Below are 18,235 nucleotides of genomic sequence, written 5' to 3'. Positions count from 1 at the left end.
TATGTTTTTATAGTTTCACTCGCTTCAAGCGAAGTGCGTTCGTTACTACCGATACGGAGCTAAACGCCATCGCCGCTCCGGCGATCCAAGGTTCCAACAGTCCAGCGGCGGCAACCGGGATGCCGATCGTATTGTAAAACAGCGCCCAAAACAAGTTTTGCCGAATATTTGTCATCGTTTTACGGCTAAGCTCGATCGCTTTTGGAATATGCGATAAATCGCCGCCAACTAATGTGACATCGGCCGTTTCGATGGCGACATCCGTTCCCGTGCCGATTGCCATACCGATATCAGCTTTCGCCAACGCCGGAGCGTCGTTAATGCCATCGCCGACCATCGCCACCCGTTTGCCTTCACGCTGCAGTGTTTCGACAATGTTTGCTTTGTCCTCCGGAAGCACTTCGGCGTATACCTGGTCGATTCCCGCTTGTTTGGCAATCGCTTTTGCCGTCCGTTCATTGTCGCCTGTGACCATGTAGACGTCAAGCCCCATTTGTTTTAATGCTTGAATCGCCTCTTTGGCATTTTCTTTGATCGCATCAGCAACGGCGATGATGCCGGCAAGCTGTCCATCAATGGCCACGAACATCGCTGTTTTTCCTTTTATTTCTAATTGTATCATTTTTTCTTCATGTCGAGAAATGTCGATGTTGTTTTCTTTCATTAGTTTTCTCGTTCCAACGAGAACACGTTTGCCATCGATTTTCGCTTCAATACCGTGACCCACAAGCGCCGCGAAGTGCTCAAGCGGCTTCACAGCAATTTGTTGCTGTTTGCCGTATTCGAAAATCGCCTGCGCGAGCGGATGTTCCGAAGCGCTTTCCGCCGACACCGCAAAATTAAGCATTCCTTCTTGAAATTCAAGGACATCCGTCACTTGTGGCTTTCCTTTTGTCACCGTTCCTGTTTTATCTAATAGCACCGCGTTGATTTTATGCGTTTCTTCTAAGTACTCACCCCCTTTAAAGAGGATGCCGTGTTCCGCTCCTTTTCCGGTGCCGACCATGATCGATGTCGGCGTAGCAAGACCGAGAGCGCACGGACAAGCGATGACAAGCACGCTAATCGCCACTTCCAACGCTTTTGGCAAATCGCCCGGTGCAACAAAAAAGTACCAGACAATAAACGCCAACACAGCAATACCAACAACAATCGGCACAAAAATTCCCGAGATAACATCGGCCATCCGTTGAATCGGCGCTTTCGAACCTTGAGCTTCTTCGACGATTTTCACGATATTCGCTAAGGCTGTGTCCTTTCCAACCTTTTCCGCCCGAATCGTAAGAGTGCCTGTCGTGTTGATCGTTGCGCCAATGACGCGGTCGCCTTCTTTTTTATCAACCGGAATCGATTCCCCCGTAATCATCGACTCATCGACAGCGGACGCTCCCGCAATTACGATACCGTCTACCGGTATTTTTTCGCCTGGTTTGACGATAATCGTGTCACCGACTGCCACTTGTTCAAGCGGAACTTTCAATTCTTTGCCGTCGCGAAGCACGAGCGCTTCTTTTGCCTGCAAACTTAACAGCTTCGAAATCGCTTCGGTCGTCCGCCCTTTTGCCCGCGCTTCGAAGTATTTGCCGACAAGCACAAGCGTGATAAGCACCGCGCTTGTTTCAAAATATAAATTTGGCATATAGTGAGGGCTTCCAATCGTTTTGGCCGCTTCCACCAAGCTGTAAAAGTAAGCCGCAGACGTGCCAAGCGCGACAAGGACGTCCATGTTCGCGCTCTTGTTCCTTAGCGCGCGATACGCGCCGACATAGAAAGGACCGCCGATATAAAACTGGACAGGTGTCGCTAACAGAAGCTGCACCCACGGATTCATCAGCCAAGCGGGCATCGGCAGACCAAGATCAAACGGAAGATGCGCAATCATCGTATATAGAAGCGGAAGCGATAAAATAATCGAAATCATAAGCTGCCGCTGTTTTTGTTTCAACTGTTCTTCTTTGAAGCCCGCGCTCTCTTCTTCCTTCCGCACTTGTCCTTTATAGCCAAGTTTTTTTATTTTTTCTAATATCGCTTCGACCGATGTGATGCCTTCCTTATACTCCACCACCGCGCTGTTTGTTGCTAAGTTGACCGTAGCGCTTTCCACGCCTTCCATGCGCCGCAAACCTTTTTCAATTCGCGCCGCGCAAGCAGCGCACGTCATCCCTTCAATATCCAGCATCACCTTTTCGGTCGCCACGCCATACCCAAGTTTTTCGATTTTTTCTTGAATATCGTGAATGCTTTGTTTCGTTGGGTCATAATCGATCGTTGCTTTTTCCATTGCTAAATTGACGTTCGCCTCGACTCCGTCCATTTTATTTAGTGCTTTCTCGATGCGGCTCGAGCAGGCGGCGCACGTCATGCCGGTAATATGCAACGTCACATGCTTTTTCTCACCCATGGTGCTTCCTCCTCTATTTCGAAAACTGCTGGATAACGGTCATTAATTCTTGTATCGATTCGTCACCGTTGCCTTCGCGAATCGCCTTGGCGACGCAATGACGAACGTGCCGCTCTAGCAAATTCAATCCGACTTTATGAAGCGCCGCTTCAATTGCGGAAATTTGGATTAAAATATCGATGCAATAGCGATTGTCTTCAACCATTTTTTGCACGCCGCGCACTTGTCCTTCAATGCGTTTTAGACGTTTGATAATGTTTTCAATTTCCTCTTTCGTCCGCGGAACCATTTTTGGATTGGGCTGATTCTCTTCACGATGATTCATGAATTTCACCTCATTCCATTGTTCTATATACATTATACCGGTAAGGGGTATGAATCGCAATTAGAATGATTTAATTTTTTCTTAGCTGCTTCGCTGTAATGCAAAAATGAACCGCTTGTCATTGATAATCCGGGGTGCATTGCGAACAATTGCATGGTTTTTCCTTTTTACGAGTTTTCACATACATATACGTCCGTTAGCTAAAAATAATATAGCAAGCCATTACCATTCCGACCGCATTTTAGTGTCGATAAATGCAACATGGTCAAAATGTCGCCGTGTAGTCAAGCCAATGTCATCACCTTCAAACAAAAAACGGGAGCAATCCCGCTTCAGCTTGCCGACAAATCCGACAAGCTGATGAATCACTGTCAAGACTAAGGGACATGGATTTCCCCCCCGTTAGCCACCCATGAAGCGAGCTTCACCACAGATGATAGAAATTAATTCTTTTCTCCACGGAAGCACCATAATTGTTTCACTTGCTTTCAAGAATATTCGTTGATAAAATGCACCAAGAAAAATGATTCAGATAGAGAGGAGACAAATGATGAAAAAAAGAATAGCCACATCTGGGATAATTTCGCTAACAATATTACTTTTTTTATTCGGTACATATAAATTAATGAACTCAAGAACATACCAGTTATTTGGAGGATTAACGAGTCACATAGATACATAGATACAAACCAAAAAGTAGTAGCGTTTGGAGCCTTGAACCCGACACCTATTATTCTTCGGTTTCTGACAAAATAAACTATGTAAACAAAAATGTAAAACCAGGATCCATCATTTTGTTGCATCCAATGTATGACAATACTGGCAACGAACTAAAAACCATTGAAGGGATTTTAGATTCTTTATCAAAAAAAGGTTATAAATTTGTCACGGTTAATGAACTGCAGAAGTTACAGAATAAGTAATGAATAGGAATTTGCTTTAAAAGCTTAATTTAACAACAAAAATGGAGTGGCCAAACTGTTACCAGTTTGCACTCCATTTTTTATTTCATTTTTAATTTTCAACCATTTCAAAAAGCCCTCTCCAACGTGAAAGTGGTCAGCGAACGCCTAGGACATTCCCCTGCTTCGATGACGTTAGGCGTTTATTCTCCCGTCACGCCAGACATGCAAGAACAAGTAGCTCAAAAATTCGCCAAACCCCTACAGAAAAAAGCGTGGTCAAAATGTGGCGGATCAACGTAAAAAAATCCCGTTTCGTTTTGAAGCGAGATTAACGTAGATTAAACCCTTTTCCTTCTATGAATTCTTTCATATACATACGGACAGGGTTACTGAGCATGTTCGCCATTTGCCCGGTCCATGTATCGCGGCGTTTGCCCTTTGTCCGCCGTTCGTAATACGCGGAAACGATATCGTTATATTGTTTCAGCTGTGCTTCGAATTTGGTGCGGTCTTGTTCATACGTTTCTTCGTGATATACGTGTTCAAACGGCAAACGCGGTTTTTTATCAGGCTGCTGTGCCGGGTAGCCGACGGCAAGCCCGAAGAGCGGAATGACCCGTTTCGGCACTTTTAATAATTTGCATACTTCCGGCAAATTGTTGCGCAATCCGCCGATATAGCAAATGCCAAGCCCCATCGACTCCGCGGCAATCACCGCATTTTGCGCGGCAAGTGCTGCATCAATGAGCGCGACCATAAATTTTTCCGTGCTCTCAAGTGATGGCAGCACCTCTTTCTGTTCCATTTCGCCAATCACTTCATGACGGTGAAAATCGGCGCAAAACACGAAGAAATGGCCATTGTGCTCAACATAAGACTGATTTCCCGCGATTTGGGCAAGCTTCCGTTTCGTTTCTTTATCTTTCACCCCAATGATGGAATAAGCTTGTACGTAACTTGATGTCGATGCCGCTTGCGCGCACTCGACGATCGTGCGAATTTGCTCATCCGATAACGGACGGTCTTCAAATTTCCGAATCGAACGGTGCCGCAAAATTGTTTCGATGACTGAATTCACAGTAAATGCCTCCTATACAATAGATTGAATAGCTTTGTATTCTATCATATCAAAATCAAAAATGATTGACACTCGTCTCTATATCTGCGTTACTTTTTTATACGCGAAATAAGAATACACAATTGGCACAACCGCGATAAAGGCAATGGATGAAATGAGAAGAAAGCCGCGAATCGATGAAGGCATAAAAGCGGAAACGATGAGCATCCCTCCCCCGATGAAAAACACTTTGCCGCCAAACCGGTGCGTCCGCGCCCAAACGGTCTCGTTCGCCAGCGTCCACGGCGTGCGAATGCCGATGAAATAATTCGCTTTGATTTTTGGCATATAATTTCCGAGAACCACAAAAAGCAGACCTAATCCTATATTGGCAATCAAAACCATGTTGACATGGTAGCCAAGGCCGCTAAAGATGATAGAAATATGCATGACGGTTAAAAACGTTAGAAAAGTATACATGAAAACGCGGTACGCTCCCGCGAACTTTTCATAATTCTCTTTGCGCGGATCGATTTTCGACACCCCAAACAATATCCCATAAATCCCTGTCAACAAAATCGGTCCAAATAAAACGGCAAAAAGCTTTGATGAATAGCCGTCCACTTCCCCCGAGAAGTTCCAATGCGTTGGAACCTGGTCAGGCAATTGTGGGTACGCCCATGCTGAGATTCCAATATTGATGATGATCAGCAAGAAAAAATACCAATGCTTTTTCATTCCCTCTTCCCCTTTCCTTCTTGCAAAGATAAAAGCCAAGCAAGTACATCTTGCAACACCGTCGTGTTGATGGAGTAATAGATGTACTGCCCGTCTTTTTCAGCGTGCACTAAATCCGCCTGCTTTAACAAATTTAGATGATGGGAAATGCTCGGTTTGGAAATGCGGAAATGATCGGCGATTTCCCCTGCTGTTAAGTCCTTGTTCCTTAACAGGTTGAGAATGTCTCTTCTCGTCGGATCGGCTAGCGCTTTATAAACAAGGTTCATTTTCATATACGTTCACCGTGCTTATTTTGTTATTTAGAAAATTATCTAATTATTTAATTACATTATATAAAATATTCAGTTTTCTGTTAATAACCTGAGAAAACAAAAAGAGAACACCATGTGTCCTCTCCATCAACGAAAAACTATACTTCTACCATCATCGTATCATAGGCGATTTCGATGGACAGCCCTTGTTTTTGCAACTGTTTTTCTATTTCTTTGAGATCATCAAAGCCTAATCTGTTCATTTCTTCGACATGAGTCAATATAGTTTTCTTCGCCTTTAATTTGTGAATAATATTCAATGTTTCTGCAAATGTTGCTTCTATTTTCAATATAGGGTGATGTTCAGGCAGCAGCCGTTCCCCTGTCAGCGGATGAAGCTCAAAAATGCCGATCGGTAAAACCGCAACATCTACTTCCTGTACTTCCCGCGGGGGATCCCAATTATTCAGCTCATCCATCGCAATCAGCACCCGCTTCTCCCCTTCTGAAAATAAAAACGCATACACGTAGTCTTCGGCTAAGCGGAACGGGCGAATCTCCACTCCTTCCATCAATACGCTATCCCCATCTTGCAGCGTATGAAGGCGGATGTATTTCATCTTTTCGAGGAAAGAGAGATGTTCGCCGCTGCCGAGGCGGTGCTGAAAATCGATGGCGACCTGCTGCGGCAAGTAGACATCCGTCGTCGTGGAAGCAGGAGGATAATTCCGAAAATCGGCATTGATGGACTCCAGCACCCGCCTGCCCATCACGTGATCAGGATGCCAATGCGAGTAAAACACCGCGTTGATTTGTTTAATTTTAGAACGATTCATCTGCATATAAATATCTTCCGGCGTATCGATTAAGACGTCCGGACCGTGCACAAACAGGCTTGGACCGCTGCGGCTGTAAGGGATTCCTTTCACGCGCGCCTCAACGCATACGCGGCATTGGCAAAGCGGACGCGGAATCGTCACCGCTCCGCCTGTTCCTAAAAATTCAATTTTCATATCCTTCCCTCGCTTCTGTCATTATTCAGAAACAACACCGTATTTGTCTCCGTCTAACAAAATGTGATACGTTTGCTCACCGATGTTATGATGAACCGTTGCTCTTTTATTCGTCGCAAACCTCTTTTTCCAACCCATTTTTCTCCTAGCCCTTGAAATACATATCTAGGCAATTCAACTACTAGCGCATACAACAAACCGCTGGCGACAATTAAGGTGACCAGCCATTATTTCGCTTTCCCTTGTCGGCTGAACTAAGCCGGCACAAGCGATAACAAAAGACCAATGAGAATGCCCCATCGTATCGCTGCCATCGTTGTCGTAATAACGGAAAACAACGCAAGAAAAAAGAATACCTAAAGGGTCAATCATATCCCCCAGGCGAAATATAATGGAACGTTTTGCAACCAATTCCTTCTTAAATAGTATGAATAATATAAATTTTTAATATATTTTTACCATAGGCTCTGTTGAATTTCAATGTTGATTTTTAGCCTACAGCAAAAAAACAAAATAAATCGGTCTTTTTGTTCGACTATCAAACTCGTTTATTAATAAAAACCATTCCTTAATTGGAACTCAGTTACTAACCTCCACCATTTGTGTATTTATTATCTCCCATCATATAGTTTGAATCGTCCCCTGGCTTAGCGTTCGGATTGGTTATTACATGAGGGTTATTGTTGTTTTTCTTGCGTCTCCAGTCAATAAATAAAGCTAATGTGAAAACCCCAAGAATTAGAATCATCAACCATACCATTCCCCGTCACCACCTTTAGTATAATTTTAACACTAAATATGTAACTCGGCTTTCAGATTATATACAAAACTAAGTATTGCTTGTTCATCTAACCTACCTGTAGCTGTCCATGGATCGCTTTGCGGCACCATCAGAAAAATATTAATTTTTAGGATAGACCTTCGTGTCGTGCTTACAGCACTAACAAATGATGAAAATACTAATTTACGGGATAGTTGAATAAGAAAATCAACAATAAAAGCGCTCCATATCGGAACGCTTTTTTATAGTTATTCAACGAATTTTCCTTCTTGATAATCACGGATCGCCTGGCGGATTTCTTCCTGCGTATTCATCACAAACGGTCCGTAAGCGACAACCGGCTCGTTAATTGGCTCACCGGCATAAAGGAGGAGGCGCAGTTTTTCTTTGGCGGTGACAGTGATTTCGCTTTCTGTCTCGTTTTCAACGCGGCTTAAAAATAATACTTGCCCCGCTTTTCCTTCCGTGGCATCGGCGCCGAATGTTCCGCTACCTTCTAAAATGTACAGAAAGCCGTTGTAGCTTCCTGGCAAATCTTGCACGATACTCGCTCCTGGTTCGAGCACCATTTCCACCATCGTAACCGGAACATGGTTGAGTGTCGGGGCTTTTACTCCTTTCGATGACCCGGAAAATACGCGGATGATTGCTCCCTCTTCACGCCGGACAGGCATATCGCTTGCTTTTAAATTTTGATAACGCGGCTCTGTCATTTTTTTTGCGCTCGGCAAATTAATCCATAGCTGCAAACTGTGCACGGTCGAGCCTGGCGCCGGATCTTCTTTATGGATCACCCCTCGTCCTGCCGTCATCCACTGCACATCACCGGGACCAAGCGTTCCGTGGCCGGCTTTGCTATCAAAATGTTCCAACTGACCGTCAATCACGTACGTCACCGTTTCAATGCCGCGATGCGGATGAAAGTCAAACGTCCCGCGTTGGAAAATATCCTCCATTAGCATCAAAAACGGATCGTATTCTTCCCAATTTCCCGGCTCTAGCACCGGCCCGCTTCGATGAATCGGGCTATTTGTCTCTATTTGTACCGTTTTTACACGGCGGATGCGACGCTGTGCTGACATCTATGTGTTTCCTCCTTATGATCTTTATCTGCATCGTACTCTACACAACAATGAATGCAAACGATTTACTTTGTGACATCAGGTAACGGTATATCTTTCCTATACTCAAACGGATAGGAAATTGGCTTTTTTACGCTTATTGTTTCATTCGTTGCTGCCGCATCATCATGCTCTTTATATTTTGGCACATCATCAAGCGGAATTTCTTTTCGGTAATCGAACATCATGCTAGGAGTGTGAATCATGTCCGCAACGAAGACATTTCACTCCTTTCTCCCCCCTTTTTATTTTCCTTTTACATACATTTCGTCATAAGATGCTTATGTTCCTGCTGACGCATCATCTTTTTTCTTAAAAGTAAATTACTTTACAAAAGTAAGTTAGTTACATTATTATATTTACGTTAAAACACTATGCCATTGATATTACATGGATTTCCATAGTGTTTGTTGTTTTCATTCCACGCTATTTATACTAACGAAAGGAGAAAGAACATGGCTAAATTATTGTACATTACAGCAAATCCAAAACGGGAAGAGGAATCTTACGGCTTATCCGTTGGAAAAGCGTTTCTTAATGCTTATAAACAACAAAACCCGCAAGACGAGATTATCGAATTAGACCTTTATCGTACCGACATCCCTTACATTGATGCCGATGTATTAAACGGCTGGGGCAAATTGCAACAAGGGCATACATTTGAACAGTTAAGCGCGGAAGAAAAACAAAAAATCAGCCGCATCAATGAGTTAACCGATCAGTTTATCAACGCAGATAAATATGTGTTTGTCACACCGATGTGGAATTTTAGTTTTCCACCAAAAATGAAAGCTTATATCGATACAATCTGCATCGCAGGCAAAACGTTCCGTTACACGGAAAATGGTCCGATAGGGCTATTAACAGGAAGAAAAGCGGTGCACATTCAAGCACGCGGCGGAATTTATTCAGAAGGACCAATGAAAGAAATGGAATTTGGAGACCGTTATTTGCGGGCAGTGCTCAGCTTCATCGGAATTACTGATGTTCAGTCCATTTTTGTCGAAGGAATGGCACAATTCCCGAATGAAGCCGAAACAATTAAACAAAACGCGATCAAGCAAGCAGAACAAGCAGCGAAAAACTTTTAACAAAATGATGACCTGTTCCTTTGATAAGGGACAGGTCATTTTGATTTTTCTATTAAAATAAAAAAGCTTGCCGATGTAATCGACAAGCTGTATGATTCCAAATTAGTATAATATGTAGTTAAGATAATGATATGGCGGAGGAGGAGGGATTCGAACCCCCGCGGGCTGTGACACCCCTATCGGTTTTCGAAACCGACCCCTTCAGCCAGACTTGGGTACTCCTCCACTTGGTTGATGGAGCCTATCGGACTCCTGCGTGCGGGGCAGGCGCTCTCCTAGCTGAACGAAAGCCCCATCACGAAATGATCGGGAAGACAGGATTTGAACCTGCGACCTCACGGACCCGAACCGTGTGCTCTACCAAGCTGAGCTACTTCCCGTTCATATCCATTGTTCTCTCGTTAGCGCCAATTAGTATTCTATATTAAAAAAATAGGGTAGTCAATACTTTTTTAGTAAAAAACTTTTCGAATAAAGAATAACGCATCCTGACATGTTTTCGCCAGCATTTTTCTACGTATATGATGTACAATCTCTATCATGTTCGTGATCAATCGTCGACTAACCAAGCCACCCATCCCAATCATCTTTTTAAGAGAAAAAGGGACTCTCCTCTTATGTCAGAGGAAAGTCCCCCTCTATTTTCAATATACATCCCGCTTCGTAAAGACGATAAATGAAATCACGAGTGCCGCAAGTCCCCACACCGCCAGCACCGTCATGGAAAACCCGAGCGTCATGCCTTCAATCGGCGGCGCTGTCCCATTGACATAATCCGTAAGGCGAAGATTGACCATAAACAAATATTTTGCCGATTCCCACGAAGACACCATATTCGATAAAATCGCTCCAGAAATCAATGCCGCAAGCATAATGCCCATCACTGCGGCGGTGCTGCGCATCAATACAGAAAGCATGAACGTCAATGTTCCAACGACAATCGAAACAAACCAAGCAAGCCCTAGTTCGATTAACACGTACTTCCATTGTGGAAGCAAATGTACCCCTTCCGTATTAAGTTCTTCACCGTTAATGGTAAAACCAGTTAGTAACGGCAGCCGCCATCCTTGATACCCAAATACAATCCCCGAAATCAAATAAGAAAGCAGAGCGACCATCAATAAAATAAACGAAATCGATAGAAGAAGCGCTATGTATTTGCTAAGCAAAATCGTTCCGCGTTTGACCGGTCTTGTAAGCAGCAGTTTAATCGTTCCTATGCTTGCTTCTGAGGATACTAAATCCGCCGCGACGACCATCATTAAAAGCGGAAGAAACAAATCGATCGCGTTTTCAATAAACATGCGCATAAACGTTGGCGCACCGGGAGCGGATGGATTAATGTCATGTTCCAAATAATATTGTTGCTGCTGAAGGCGAATGTGCAAATATTTGCGCCATTCTTCCGAAATGCTGCTTGAATTCAGACGGTTTTGCGCGTCGATAATTTGCTGCTGCAGCTGCGTCCGCCAATCTGTTGTTCCGAGCCGTTCCTGTATTTCCTGCACCTGCTTATATTGCGCGTATGTAAAAAGGACAACGAGTACGGCGACAATCGCCGCAATTACCGATAACCGCTTTTTGCGGACAATTTTCAGCATTTCGTTGTACACGAGGTTACTCAATCGCATCCCCTCCCGTTAATTCAATAAACAAATCCTCCAGTGTCGGCAGTTTCGGCTGAATTTCATGGACGTGTACTCCCGCTTCTACTAGTTTTTTGTTCCATATGGACAAATTCTTTCTTTCATATGGAGTCACCAGCCTATCTCCTTGAATGGCGACAGACGACGTTTCTTTCTCTAGTATTTCTTTCGCTGTTTCGATGGGGGCGGCTTTCCAGACAACTCGCGCTTGTTCTTTAAGCAGCCGTTCCACCGTATCCACCCGAAGCAGCAGCCCTTTTGCCATAATCGCCACGCGGTCGCACATTAATTGAATTTCGCTTAACAGATGTGAGGAGACAAGCACGCTCAATCTTTCTGATTCCGCCAAAAAGCGGATAAATTGGCGCATTTCGCGAATGCCGGCAGGATCAAGCCCATTGGTCGGCTCGTCCAAAATCAGCACTTTCGGCTTTCCTAGCAGCGCCTGCGCAATGCCGAGACGCTGTCGCATCCCAAGCGAATACGTGTTCACCCGATCGTGAATGCGGTTTTGCAAACCGACTAACTCCACCACTTCCATGATTCGTTCTTTTGGAATATCGGGAACCATGCGCGCAAAGTGCTCCAAATTTTCCCATCCGCTTAAATACGGATATAATTCTGGATTTTCGACAATGCAGCCGATATGGCGAATCGCTTTGGTAAACTGACGCTCTAGGTCATAGCCGCAAATAGAAATATGTCCCGATGTTGGCTTGATAAGCCCGACAAGCATGCGGATGGTGGTCGTTTTTCCCGCGCCATTCGGTCCTAAAAACCCAAATACTTCACCTTCCTTCAGTTCAAATGAAATTCCTTTGATAATTTCTTTGCGGCGAATTGTTTTGCGTAAATCGGTTACGACAAGCGGTGCGTGTGTTGTCGTCATTGTTTGTCCTCCTCCGTCCACGTAATTAAAGAAGCGACACGTTCGCCAATGCGTTTATAGCCTTCCTTATTCGGATGGAAATGGTCGCTGTACAAATAATCATTCACATGAAGCTCAAACAAATCGAATATCGGCACAGCAATGATATTTGGATAGCGAGCTGCCGTTTCTGCCGAAGCAAAATTCCACTGCCTTACGATCGCGGATGTCTTCTTTGCGTCACCGAGGTCGCTAAACGGATTGTATAGCCCGATGTAAAAAACAACTGCATCTTTATTGACGCTGCGAATCGTTTGAAAAATACGGTCTAAGTTGTGTAAATACGCGTTTTTTGCCTGCTCGATTTGCTTTGGCGCAAGCTTTAGCGCTTCTCCGCCTTGAAACAAATCATTCCCGCCGATCGTCATCACGATGATGTCAGCCATTTTTAGCTGCCTCTTTATCTCAGCTTGTCCTAATTGCTTAAGGAGTCCGTCAGATCGCTGTCCTTTAATAGCCAAGTTTGTTACACGAATCGGTTTCGTTGTTTTTTTACGGAGAGAATCGACCATATAGCCAATATACCCTTTTCCGCTTTCGTCTCCCGTTCCCCTTGTCAGCGAGTCGCCAAGAGCGACAATATAAATTTCACGGTTGTCCGCTTTTTTCTCTTTTGTATATTTCGTCGTGCCTGCTGGCGGCATCGCGGCGGAAAAAAATTGATCTTGAATGCCCATGGCAAAACCGCCAAGCCATAATATTCCCGCCAGCACGGATACAATCGTGATGGTGCTTACAATACCGCGTCTCATGCAATCATCCTTTCTTATCTTTGTTACTTATCATACAATATTTTCATCCAGGCTACACCTTTAGACTCTCCGCATTTGATAGTAAAAAGCACGCCGTTATAAAACAGCCGCCACAATGAAAAAGCTTGGTGATTTCACCAAGCCGTTCTTACTGGATTATGTTCAAACAAATTTCTAGTGCCTTACCGTTTTTGCAAATAATCTACAATTCCCATCGAACATACTTGTAAATCGAGACGGATGATGTCATACGCTTCTGATGTCGGTGAAATATTTCTTTCTTGCAAGAAAGCGCTGACTTCTTCATACAGCTTGCGAAAAACCGATTCAGCTTTTTCCTGCATCGATGCGCCAGGCATGTTGGCAATCGCTTTTTCTCCTGCTTCGACAAACTTTGGAAGCCAAAAACGAAGCTGTTCAAACGCTGCGCGAGGGTTTTCTAGCATGCCAAAATGACCGAAATAAATGCGTTCAGGTTGAAGCTGCTCCAATCGCTCTGCCGATTGCAGCATCGCCTCTGGCCGGAATTGGTTCGGAGAAGTGGACGGCAAACAATATTCAAGCCCATCTTTTAGCAATTGCGGATAAAACACTCCGATCGTATCGCCAGTAAAAACGCCGCGGCTGCGCGAATCGTAAATCGAAAAATGATGGTTGGAATGGCCAGGCGTATCCAAAAACGTCAACGTACGCTCACTGCCGAGCGTAAGCGTATCACCATCTTCTTTCACGATGAGACGATCCTCTGGAATCGGTACAACCGGGGAAAACAATTGGTCAAATTTTTCCCCATACACCGCCTTTGCTCCTTGGATTAACCGTGATGGATCTGCTAGATGCCGCTTCCCTTTCGGATGAACAACAACAAGGGCGTTCGGACATTTTTCAAGCAGCACGCCAGCGCCGCCAGCGTGGTCCAAATGAATATGTGTCACAATAATATAGCGGATATCCGCAGGATCAATTTGAAGCGCTTCTAGTCCTTTTAATAAATACGGAACAGAAGGGCTTGGACCTGTCTCAATAATAGCAAGCTCTTCTTCGTGAAGCACATATGTACCGGTGCGCTCTGCAACTCCTAAATCAAACAGATCAATCATCGAAATGTTGTGCCCTAAATCACGAGGTTTTTTCATCATATCATCTCCTACTTTTTATCTTTACTGAATATTCTACCAAATTACATATAAATAGAGAAACTATATTATTTTAAAAAATGGAAAAGGACATGAACCGATTTCAAGCAAAGACAACTTTGAAATCCATCGTTCATGCCCAATGAAAATTGTTCCATTGTAAAGAAGCGTCTATAATATTCGCAGCTAACAGGAGAATTTAGCGATCAGTACAATGCGGAACTAAATATCCTTTGTGAAAAAAATTATTCGACTGTCATTATGACGCAAGATGATTAGATAGAGACGCTTTCCGATGTGTGCGGATTGCCCACCATATCGAAACAGCCCAGCCAAATATGATGATTGCGTAAATCGTTGCATGCCAATTTCCAGGAGTTTCCCATGCATGAAGCAAGGTGCGAATGTTTGTGAAAATGATGATGCCTCCAACTAGAACCCCAAGCAAATGGGATGGCATCTTACGAACAAGCCACGCGGCGATTGGCGCAGCGACGATTCCCCCTAACATTAGCGTTCCTACCCAAAACCAATTGACTTGTTCCCAGCCTAACGAAATGACGAATCCAATGGTAGCGGATAAAGCAACGGCAAATTCCGACGTATCAACTGTTCCCACCACTTTTCTCGCTTCCATTCCTTTATTCGCAAGAAGAACAGGGGTGGAAATCGGGCCCCATCCTCCTCCGCCAGTGGCATCGAGAAAGCCGGCCACTAAACCAAGAGGAACAAGCTGCTTATTCGAAAATTTCCGCGGTGGTTGTTGATCTTGTCTAGGTGAAAGAAATAAAAACCGATACATAATATAAAACCCAAGCGCCAACAAAAATAGTGAAATATATGGTTTAATGACATCCCCTGGAAGATTGCTTAAAAAGCAGGCACCGAAAAACGCGCCAAGCGAGCCGGGAATAATTAATTTGATCACCATGTCACGGTCGACATTTCCAAATTTAATATGAGACGCGCCTGAAGCTGCAGTTGTGACCACTTCCGCTAGATGCACCGAGGCGGAAGCGACCGCCGGAGCAATCCCGAACGCAAGCAACAGTGTTGTTGATGTAACCCCATACGCCATTCCGAGCGAACCGTCGATGAGCTGAGCGATGAATCCAACAATCACAAACACGATTAACTTTTTCATTTTTTTCCCTCCACCTAAAATAATCGAAATATTTTTATTAATTTATACATTAATACCAAGTAATCACAGTTGTCAACTATGAATTATAAAAAAACAAAACAGGGTTCAGACCCATCGTCTGAACCCTGTTTTGTCCAAGTGTAAACCAACGGAATTTTATCATGTGATCATCTCCCCCTTTACTTTCGTTTCGAGGGGGATTGGGGAAAAATATTAAAATTTGGCTTGATATTGTTCAATTTCCCAAGCATGCACAGCGGTGCGATAGCTGTCCCACTCCGCTTTTTTCATGGCGACATATTCACCGAATACGTGATCACCTAGGGTTTTGCGACCGATTGTGCCGTTTTCGAATTCTTGAATTGCCGCTCCTAAACTAGCTGGAAGATTTTCGATGCCAAGTTCGGCGCGGCGCTCTTCTGTCATATGGAAAATATCTTCATCAATTGGCGCCGGAACCTGCAAACCTTTTTCGATTCCGTCCAACCCAGCGGCAGCAATGATGGCAAACGCAAGGTAAGGATTGGCTGACGGGTCCGGACAACGGAGCTCGACGCGGGTCGCCATACCACGTTTTGCTGGGATGCGGATTAATGCTGAACGGTTCGACGCCGACCATGCGATGTAGCAAGGCGCCTCATATCCCGGGACAAGCCGTTTGTACGAGTTGACTAGCGGGTTCGTAACAGCGGCAAAGCTTTTGACATGCGCGAGCAAACCAGCGATAAACTGATAGGCTGCTTCCGATAACTGATTTTCATCACTTGGATCAAAAAACGCATTTTCGCCGTCTTTAAATAGCGACATGTTCACATGCATGCCAGAACCATTGATGCCGAACACCGGCTTTGGCATGAACGTGGCGTGCAGTCCATATTTATTGGCAATCGTTTTTACCACCCACTTATATGTAGTTGCATTGTCTGCCGCCCCCAACGCATCGGCATATTTAAAGTTAATTTCATGCTGCCCCTCTGCCACTTCATGGTGAGATGCTTCAATGGTAAAGCCCATTGCCTTTAACGCACGGTAAATTTCTAAACGAACGCGCTCGCCAAGATCTCTTGGAGATGGCTCGAAATATCCGCCGTTATCATGGAGTTCTGTCGTCGGGTTTCCATTTTCGTCCGCTTTGAATAAAAAGAATTCCAATTCCGGACCGACAGAGATAGTAAACCCTTTTTCTGCCGCACGCTCTATCGTTTTCTTTAATACGTTACGAGGGTCTCCTTCAAATAACGTTCCATCGGGATTGATGACAGAGCAAAGGAAACGTGCTTCAGCGTATCCTTCTTCTACTGTCCAAGGCAATACAGCAAACGTGTTTAAGTCAGGAAGAAGATAGAGATCGGATTGGTTGATGGGAGAAAATCCTTTAATTGAGGAGCCGTCAAACATCATTTTTCCTTCCACAACATCATCAAGTTGCTCCGCCGTCACCGTAACGTGTTTTAAAATTCCTTCGATATCGACAAATTGCAGATGCAAAAGCTCAACGTGTCTTTGTTTTATCGTTTCTTTGATTTGCTCAAGCATTACCGTTTGATCGTTTGCTGGAGAAATCACTATATTTGACATGTTATATTACCTCACATTCGAATGTTTGTTTTTATAACATGTTTTTATTATAGGGAAGGAGAGTAGGTTTGGCAATACTTTTTTATTAATTTTTCTGTATTTTTATAACGCTAATAGGAAAGCGTTTTCAAAAAAACTACAAAACCTGAATAATAAATAGTTATGCATTTGCATATTTATGCAATTACTTTAATAAAAAAGACAGCCGCCTATAAAGGAGAATTCATCAACAACCTTTTAGACAGCCGCCATGATAAACGTATGTAGCCATATCAAGAGAAATTGTTATCATCACCGTTTTGCTTTTCGGATACACATACACGAGCCTTTGATTGGCTGTTCAATGTCTTTCACCCAAACCCGCTCGTATTCGTTATATTGGCTGCCTTCTTCATATTCTTCAAGCTCATCCATCGCTTGCAGCCCTTCTTTTGTTACGGTAAACCATTCGCCGATTACTTCACCTTCTTCTTCGATAACGAGCGCGGGGTATGCACCGACGTCATATATCATATAAGCGCCCTTTCACTTTTCCTGGCTGAATATGGCGAATGTACGGCGCTGCAATATGATGATTTTCCTCCCCGACTAGCAGCGTTCCGTACACAAATACACAATGCAGCATCGGTCTCATTTCTTTTCTCCCCTCTAAGTTTACATAATAATATTATGGTTATATATAAGGTAGAAAATAATATTCTACTAATAACCATAACGAAAAAAACAAAAACAATGGAAGCCCTGCCTCTCATCCATCCTTGCAGCTCCGAAGCTGCGCCAGTGTGAATTTGTCTTTTCGAAAGGAGATGACCGCCACAACAAAAGTGATACCGCCAAAAGCAGTATCACTTTTGTTTCATCACTTATGCTTTTTGAACGTTTGCCGCTTGTGGGCCACGGCCGCCGTCTACGATATCAAACGTAACCGTTTCGCCTTCTTCCAACGTTTTAAATCCTTCGCCTTGGATCGCCGTGAAATGAACGAACACATCATTGCCGCCATCCATCTCAATAAATCCATACCCTTTTTCCGCATTAAACCATTTTACTTTTCCTTTATTCATTGGGATTCCTCCAAAATAAAAAGTTGACCATCGTTCCGTTACCGATAGAAAAAAGCCGTGCGCTCATGCAAGAAAGGGAGCATACATAAGAAGGCCCTTTCTTTGAATGAGGCACGACTTATTACGATCCTTCCATATAACGAACGAAATGGCGCTTCGTTAATAGTACTTTATAAACAAAAGAAAGTCAAGATTTTTTGCTATTCTTGAGTCAGTCAAGATTTTGTGGGAACTTTTTTGGTTCGCTGAAAACAGGTGTAAGTCATAGATTGGCGAACCATTTTTTTGAATTTTATCCGTA

17 protein-coding genes, 2 tRNA genes and 2 pseudogenes are annotated in these 18,235 nt (G+C 43.9%); 2 read left to right on the top strand and 19 right to left on the bottom strand.

The window, feature by feature from the left end; genetic code table 11:
• Nucleotides 1-7: 7 nt before the first annotated feature.
• Both NXM86_RS08200 and NXM86_RS08195 read right to left on the bottom strand, forming a co-directional pair.
• A complete protein-coding gene (locus NXM86_RS08200; protein ID WP_498958886.1) occupies nucleotides 8-2,401 on the bottom strand; it encodes a heavy metal translocating P-type ATPase in 2,394 nt (797 codons plus the stop codon).
• Nucleotides 2,402-2,414: 13 nt separating this feature from the next.
• Entirely contained in the window at nucleotides 2,415-2,726 is a 312-nt protein-coding gene (locus NXM86_RS08195; RefSeq protein ID WP_498958885.1) for a metal-sensing transcriptional repressor, read from the bottom strand.
• Between the two features lie 707 nt (nucleotides 2,727-3,433).
• Here NXM86_RS08195 and NXM86_RS08190 point away from each other — a divergent pair.
• Nucleotides 3,434-3,649: pseudogene (locus NXM86_RS08190) on the top strand (polysaccharide deacetylase family protein); the annotation flags it as partial.
• A 310-nt stretch (nucleotides 3,650-3,959) separates the two neighbouring features.
• Here the strand turns inward: NXM86_RS08190 and nfsA are convergent.
• The 7 genes from nfsA to NXM86_RS08155 all read right to left on the bottom strand — a co-directional run bounded on the left by nfsA (nucleotide 3,960) and on the right by NXM86_RS08155 (nucleotide 8,801).
• On the bottom strand, nucleotides 3,960-4,709 hold the full coding sequence (gene nfsA / locus NXM86_RS08185) for an oxygen-insensitive NADPH nitroreductase (protein WP_062678602.1): 750 nt from the start codon (nucleotides 4,707-4,709) through the stop codon (nucleotides 3,960-3,962).
• A 78-nt stretch (nucleotides 4,710-4,787) separates the two neighbouring features.
• Entirely contained in the window at nucleotides 4,788-5,426 is a 639-nt protein-coding gene (locus NXM86_RS08180; protein WP_062678603.1) for an SdpI family protein, read from the bottom strand.
• Nucleotides 5,423-5,695 carry an autorepressor SdpR family transcription factor gene (locus NXM86_RS08175; RefSeq protein WP_211278827.1) on the bottom strand — a complete coding sequence of 91 codons (273 nt, stop codon included), beginning with the start codon at nucleotides 5,693-5,695 and terminating at the stop codon, nucleotides 5,423-5,425. Before NXM86_RS08175 ends, NXM86_RS08180 begins: the two co-directional genes overlap by 4 nt.
• Before the next feature lie 143 nt (nucleotides 5,696-5,838).
• Nucleotides 5,839-6,693, bottom strand: coding sequence for an MBL fold metallo-hydrolase (locus tag NXM86_RS08170; RefSeq protein ID WP_062754686.1), 855 nt, complete (start codon nucleotides 6,691-6,693; stop codon nucleotides 5,839-5,841).
• Between the two features lie 586 nt (nucleotides 6,694-7,279).
• The gene (locus tag NXM86_RS08165; RefSeq protein WP_171699170.1) at nucleotides 7,280-7,453 is read right to left on the bottom strand and encodes a hypothetical protein; all 174 of its coding nucleotides are present in this window, start codon (nucleotides 7,451-7,453) and stop codon (nucleotides 7,280-7,282) included.
• A gap of 269 nt (nucleotides 7,454-7,722) precedes the next feature.
• Nucleotides 7,723-8,556: a pirin family protein gene (locus NXM86_RS08160; protein WP_081189310.1), complete on the bottom strand. Its 834-nt coding sequence runs from the start codon at nucleotides 8,554-8,556 to the stop codon at nucleotides 7,723-7,725.
• 65 nt (nucleotides 8,557-8,621) lie between these two features.
• Entirely contained in the window at nucleotides 8,622-8,801 is a 180-nt protein-coding gene (locus NXM86_RS08155; protein WP_081189311.1) for a hypothetical protein, read from the bottom strand.
• Between the two features lie 249 nt (nucleotides 8,802-9,050).
• Here NXM86_RS08155 and NXM86_RS08150 point away from each other — a divergent pair, with 249 nt between their 5' ends.
• On the top strand, nucleotides 9,051-9,686 hold the full coding sequence (locus NXM86_RS08150) for an FMN-dependent NADH-azoreductase (RefSeq protein WP_498958884.1): 636 nt from the start codon (nucleotides 9,051-9,053) through the stop codon (nucleotides 9,684-9,686).
• A gap of 132 nt (nucleotides 9,687-9,818) precedes the next feature.
• Here the strand turns inward: NXM86_RS08150 and NXM86_RS08145 are convergent.
• The 10 genes and pseudogenes from NXM86_RS08145 to NXM86_RS08100 all read right to left on the bottom strand — a co-directional run bounded on the left by NXM86_RS08145 (nucleotide 9,819) and on the right by NXM86_RS08100 (nucleotide 17,934).
• A tRNA-Ser gene (locus tag NXM86_RS08145) sits at nucleotides 9,819-9,911 on the bottom strand.
• 81 nt (nucleotides 9,912-9,992) lie between these two features.
• Nucleotides 9,993-10,066, bottom strand: a tRNA-Pro gene (locus NXM86_RS08140).
• Nucleotides 10,067-10,330: 264 nt separating this feature from the next.
• On the bottom strand, nucleotides 10,331-11,311 hold the full coding sequence (locus NXM86_RS08135; RefSeq protein WP_062754692.1) for an ABC transporter permease: 981 nt from the start codon (nucleotides 11,309-11,311) through the stop codon (nucleotides 10,331-10,333).
• Nucleotides 11,304-12,221 (bottom strand): ABC transporter ATP-binding protein, encoded by a 918-nt coding sequence (locus tag NXM86_RS08130; protein ID WP_498958883.1) that lies wholly within the window; start codon nucleotides 12,219-12,221, stop codon nucleotides 11,304-11,306. Before NXM86_RS08130 ends, NXM86_RS08135 begins: the two co-directional genes overlap by 8 nt.
• Nucleotides 12,218-13,012 carry an SGNH/GDSL hydrolase family protein gene (locus tag NXM86_RS08125; RefSeq protein WP_015863994.1) on the bottom strand — a complete coding sequence of 265 codons (795 nt, stop codon included), beginning with the start codon at nucleotides 13,010-13,012 and terminating at the stop codon, nucleotides 12,218-12,220. The genes NXM86_RS08130 and NXM86_RS08125 overlap by 4 nt, the downstream gene beginning before the upstream one ends.
• Before the next feature lie 182 nt (nucleotides 13,013-13,194).
• Complete coding sequence (locus NXM86_RS08120) at nucleotides 13,195-14,148, bottom strand: MBL fold metallo-hydrolase (protein WP_062754696.1); 954 nt, start codon at nucleotides 14,146-14,148, stop codon at nucleotides 13,195-13,197.
• Nucleotides 14,149-14,407: 259 nt separating this feature from the next.
• On the bottom strand, nucleotides 14,408-15,292 hold the full coding sequence (locus NXM86_RS08115; RefSeq protein ID WP_171699173.1) for a sulfite exporter TauE/SafE family protein: 885 nt from the start codon (nucleotides 15,290-15,292) through the stop codon (nucleotides 14,408-14,410).
• A 213-nt stretch (nucleotides 15,293-15,505) separates the two neighbouring features.
• Nucleotides 15,506-16,870: a glutamine synthetase family protein gene (locus tag NXM86_RS08110; protein WP_089097704.1), complete on the bottom strand. Its 1,365-nt coding sequence runs from the start codon at nucleotides 16,868-16,870 to the stop codon at nucleotides 15,506-15,508.
• A 226-nt stretch (nucleotides 16,871-17,096) separates the two neighbouring features.
• Nucleotides 17,097-17,504, bottom strand: a pseudogene (locus tag NXM86_RS08105) (gamma-glutamylcyclotransferase family protein).
• Nucleotides 17,505-17,733: 229 nt separating this feature from the next.
• A complete protein-coding gene (locus NXM86_RS08100; protein WP_062754700.1) occupies nucleotides 17,734-17,934 on the bottom strand; it encodes a cold-shock protein in 201 nt (66 codons plus the stop codon).
• Nucleotides 17,935-18,235: the final 301 nt, after the last annotated feature.

It is taken from the genome of Geobacillus sp. CX412, assembly GCF_027942335.1.
Lineage (GTDB): Bacteria > Bacillota > Bacilli > Bacillales > Anoxybacillaceae > Parageobacillus_B > Parageobacillus_B toebii.
The sequence above is the reverse complement of the archived record's forward strand: the minus strand, read 5'-3'. Positions and strand labels throughout refer to the sequence as shown.

Bases quoted from the DNA above. Each gene is read 5' to 3' on its own strand.
- NXM86_RS08200 (WP_498958886.1), bottom strand. From the start codon at position 2,401: ATGGGTGAGAAAAAGCATGTGACGTTGCATATTACCGGCATGACGTGC.
- NXM86_RS08195 (WP_498958885.1), bottom strand. From the start codon at position 2,726: ATGAATCATCGTGAAGAGAATCAGCCCAATCCAAAAATGGTTCCGCGG.
- NXM86_RS08180 (WP_062678603.1), bottom strand. From the start codon at position 5,426: ATGAAAAAGCATTGGTATTTTTTCTTGCTGATCATCATCAATATTGGA.
- NXM86_RS08175 (WP_211278827.1), bottom strand. From the start codon at position 5,695: ATGAACCTTGTTTATAAAGCGCTAGCCGATCCGACGAGAAGAGACATT.
- NXM86_RS08170 (WP_062754686.1), bottom strand. From the start codon at position 6,693: ATGAAAATTGAATTTTTAGGAACAGGCGGAGCGGTGACGATTCCGCGT.
- NXM86_RS08165 (WP_171699170.1), bottom strand. From the start codon at position 7,453: ATGGTATGGTTGATGATTCTAATTCTTGGGGTTTTCACATTAGCTTTA.
- NXM86_RS08160 (WP_081189310.1), bottom strand. From the start codon at position 8,556: ATGTCAGCACAGCGTCGCATCCGCCGTGTAAAAACGGTACAAATAGAG.
- NXM86_RS08155 (WP_081189311.1), bottom strand. From the start codon at position 8,801: ATGATTCACACTCCTAGCATGATGTTCGATTACCGAAAAGAAATTCCG.
- NXM86_RS08150 (WP_498958884.1), top strand. From the start codon at position 9,051: ATGGCTAAATTATTGTACATTACAGCAAATCCAAAACGGGAAGAGGAA.
- NXM86_RS08130 (WP_498958883.1), bottom strand. From the start codon at position 12,221: ATGACGACAACACACGCACCGCTTGTCGTAACCGATTTACGCAAAACA.
- NXM86_RS08125 (WP_015863994.1), bottom strand. From the start codon at position 13,012: ATGAGACGCGGTATTGTAAGCACCATCACGATTGTATCCGTGCTGGCG.
- NXM86_RS08120 (WP_062754696.1), bottom strand. From the start codon at position 14,148: ATGAAAAAACCTCGTGATTTAGGGCACAACATTTCGATGATTGATCTG.
- NXM86_RS08115 (WP_171699173.1), bottom strand. From the start codon at position 15,292: ATGAAAAAGTTAATCGTGTTTGTGATTGTTGGATTCATCGCTCAGCTC.
- NXM86_RS08110 (WP_089097704.1), bottom strand. From the start codon at position 16,870: ATGTCAAATATAGTGATTTCTCCAGCAAACGATCAAACGGTAATGCTT.
- NXM86_RS08100 (WP_062754700.1), bottom strand. From the start codon at position 17,934: ATGAATAAAGGAAAAGTAAAATGGTTTAATGCGGAAAAAGGGTATGGA.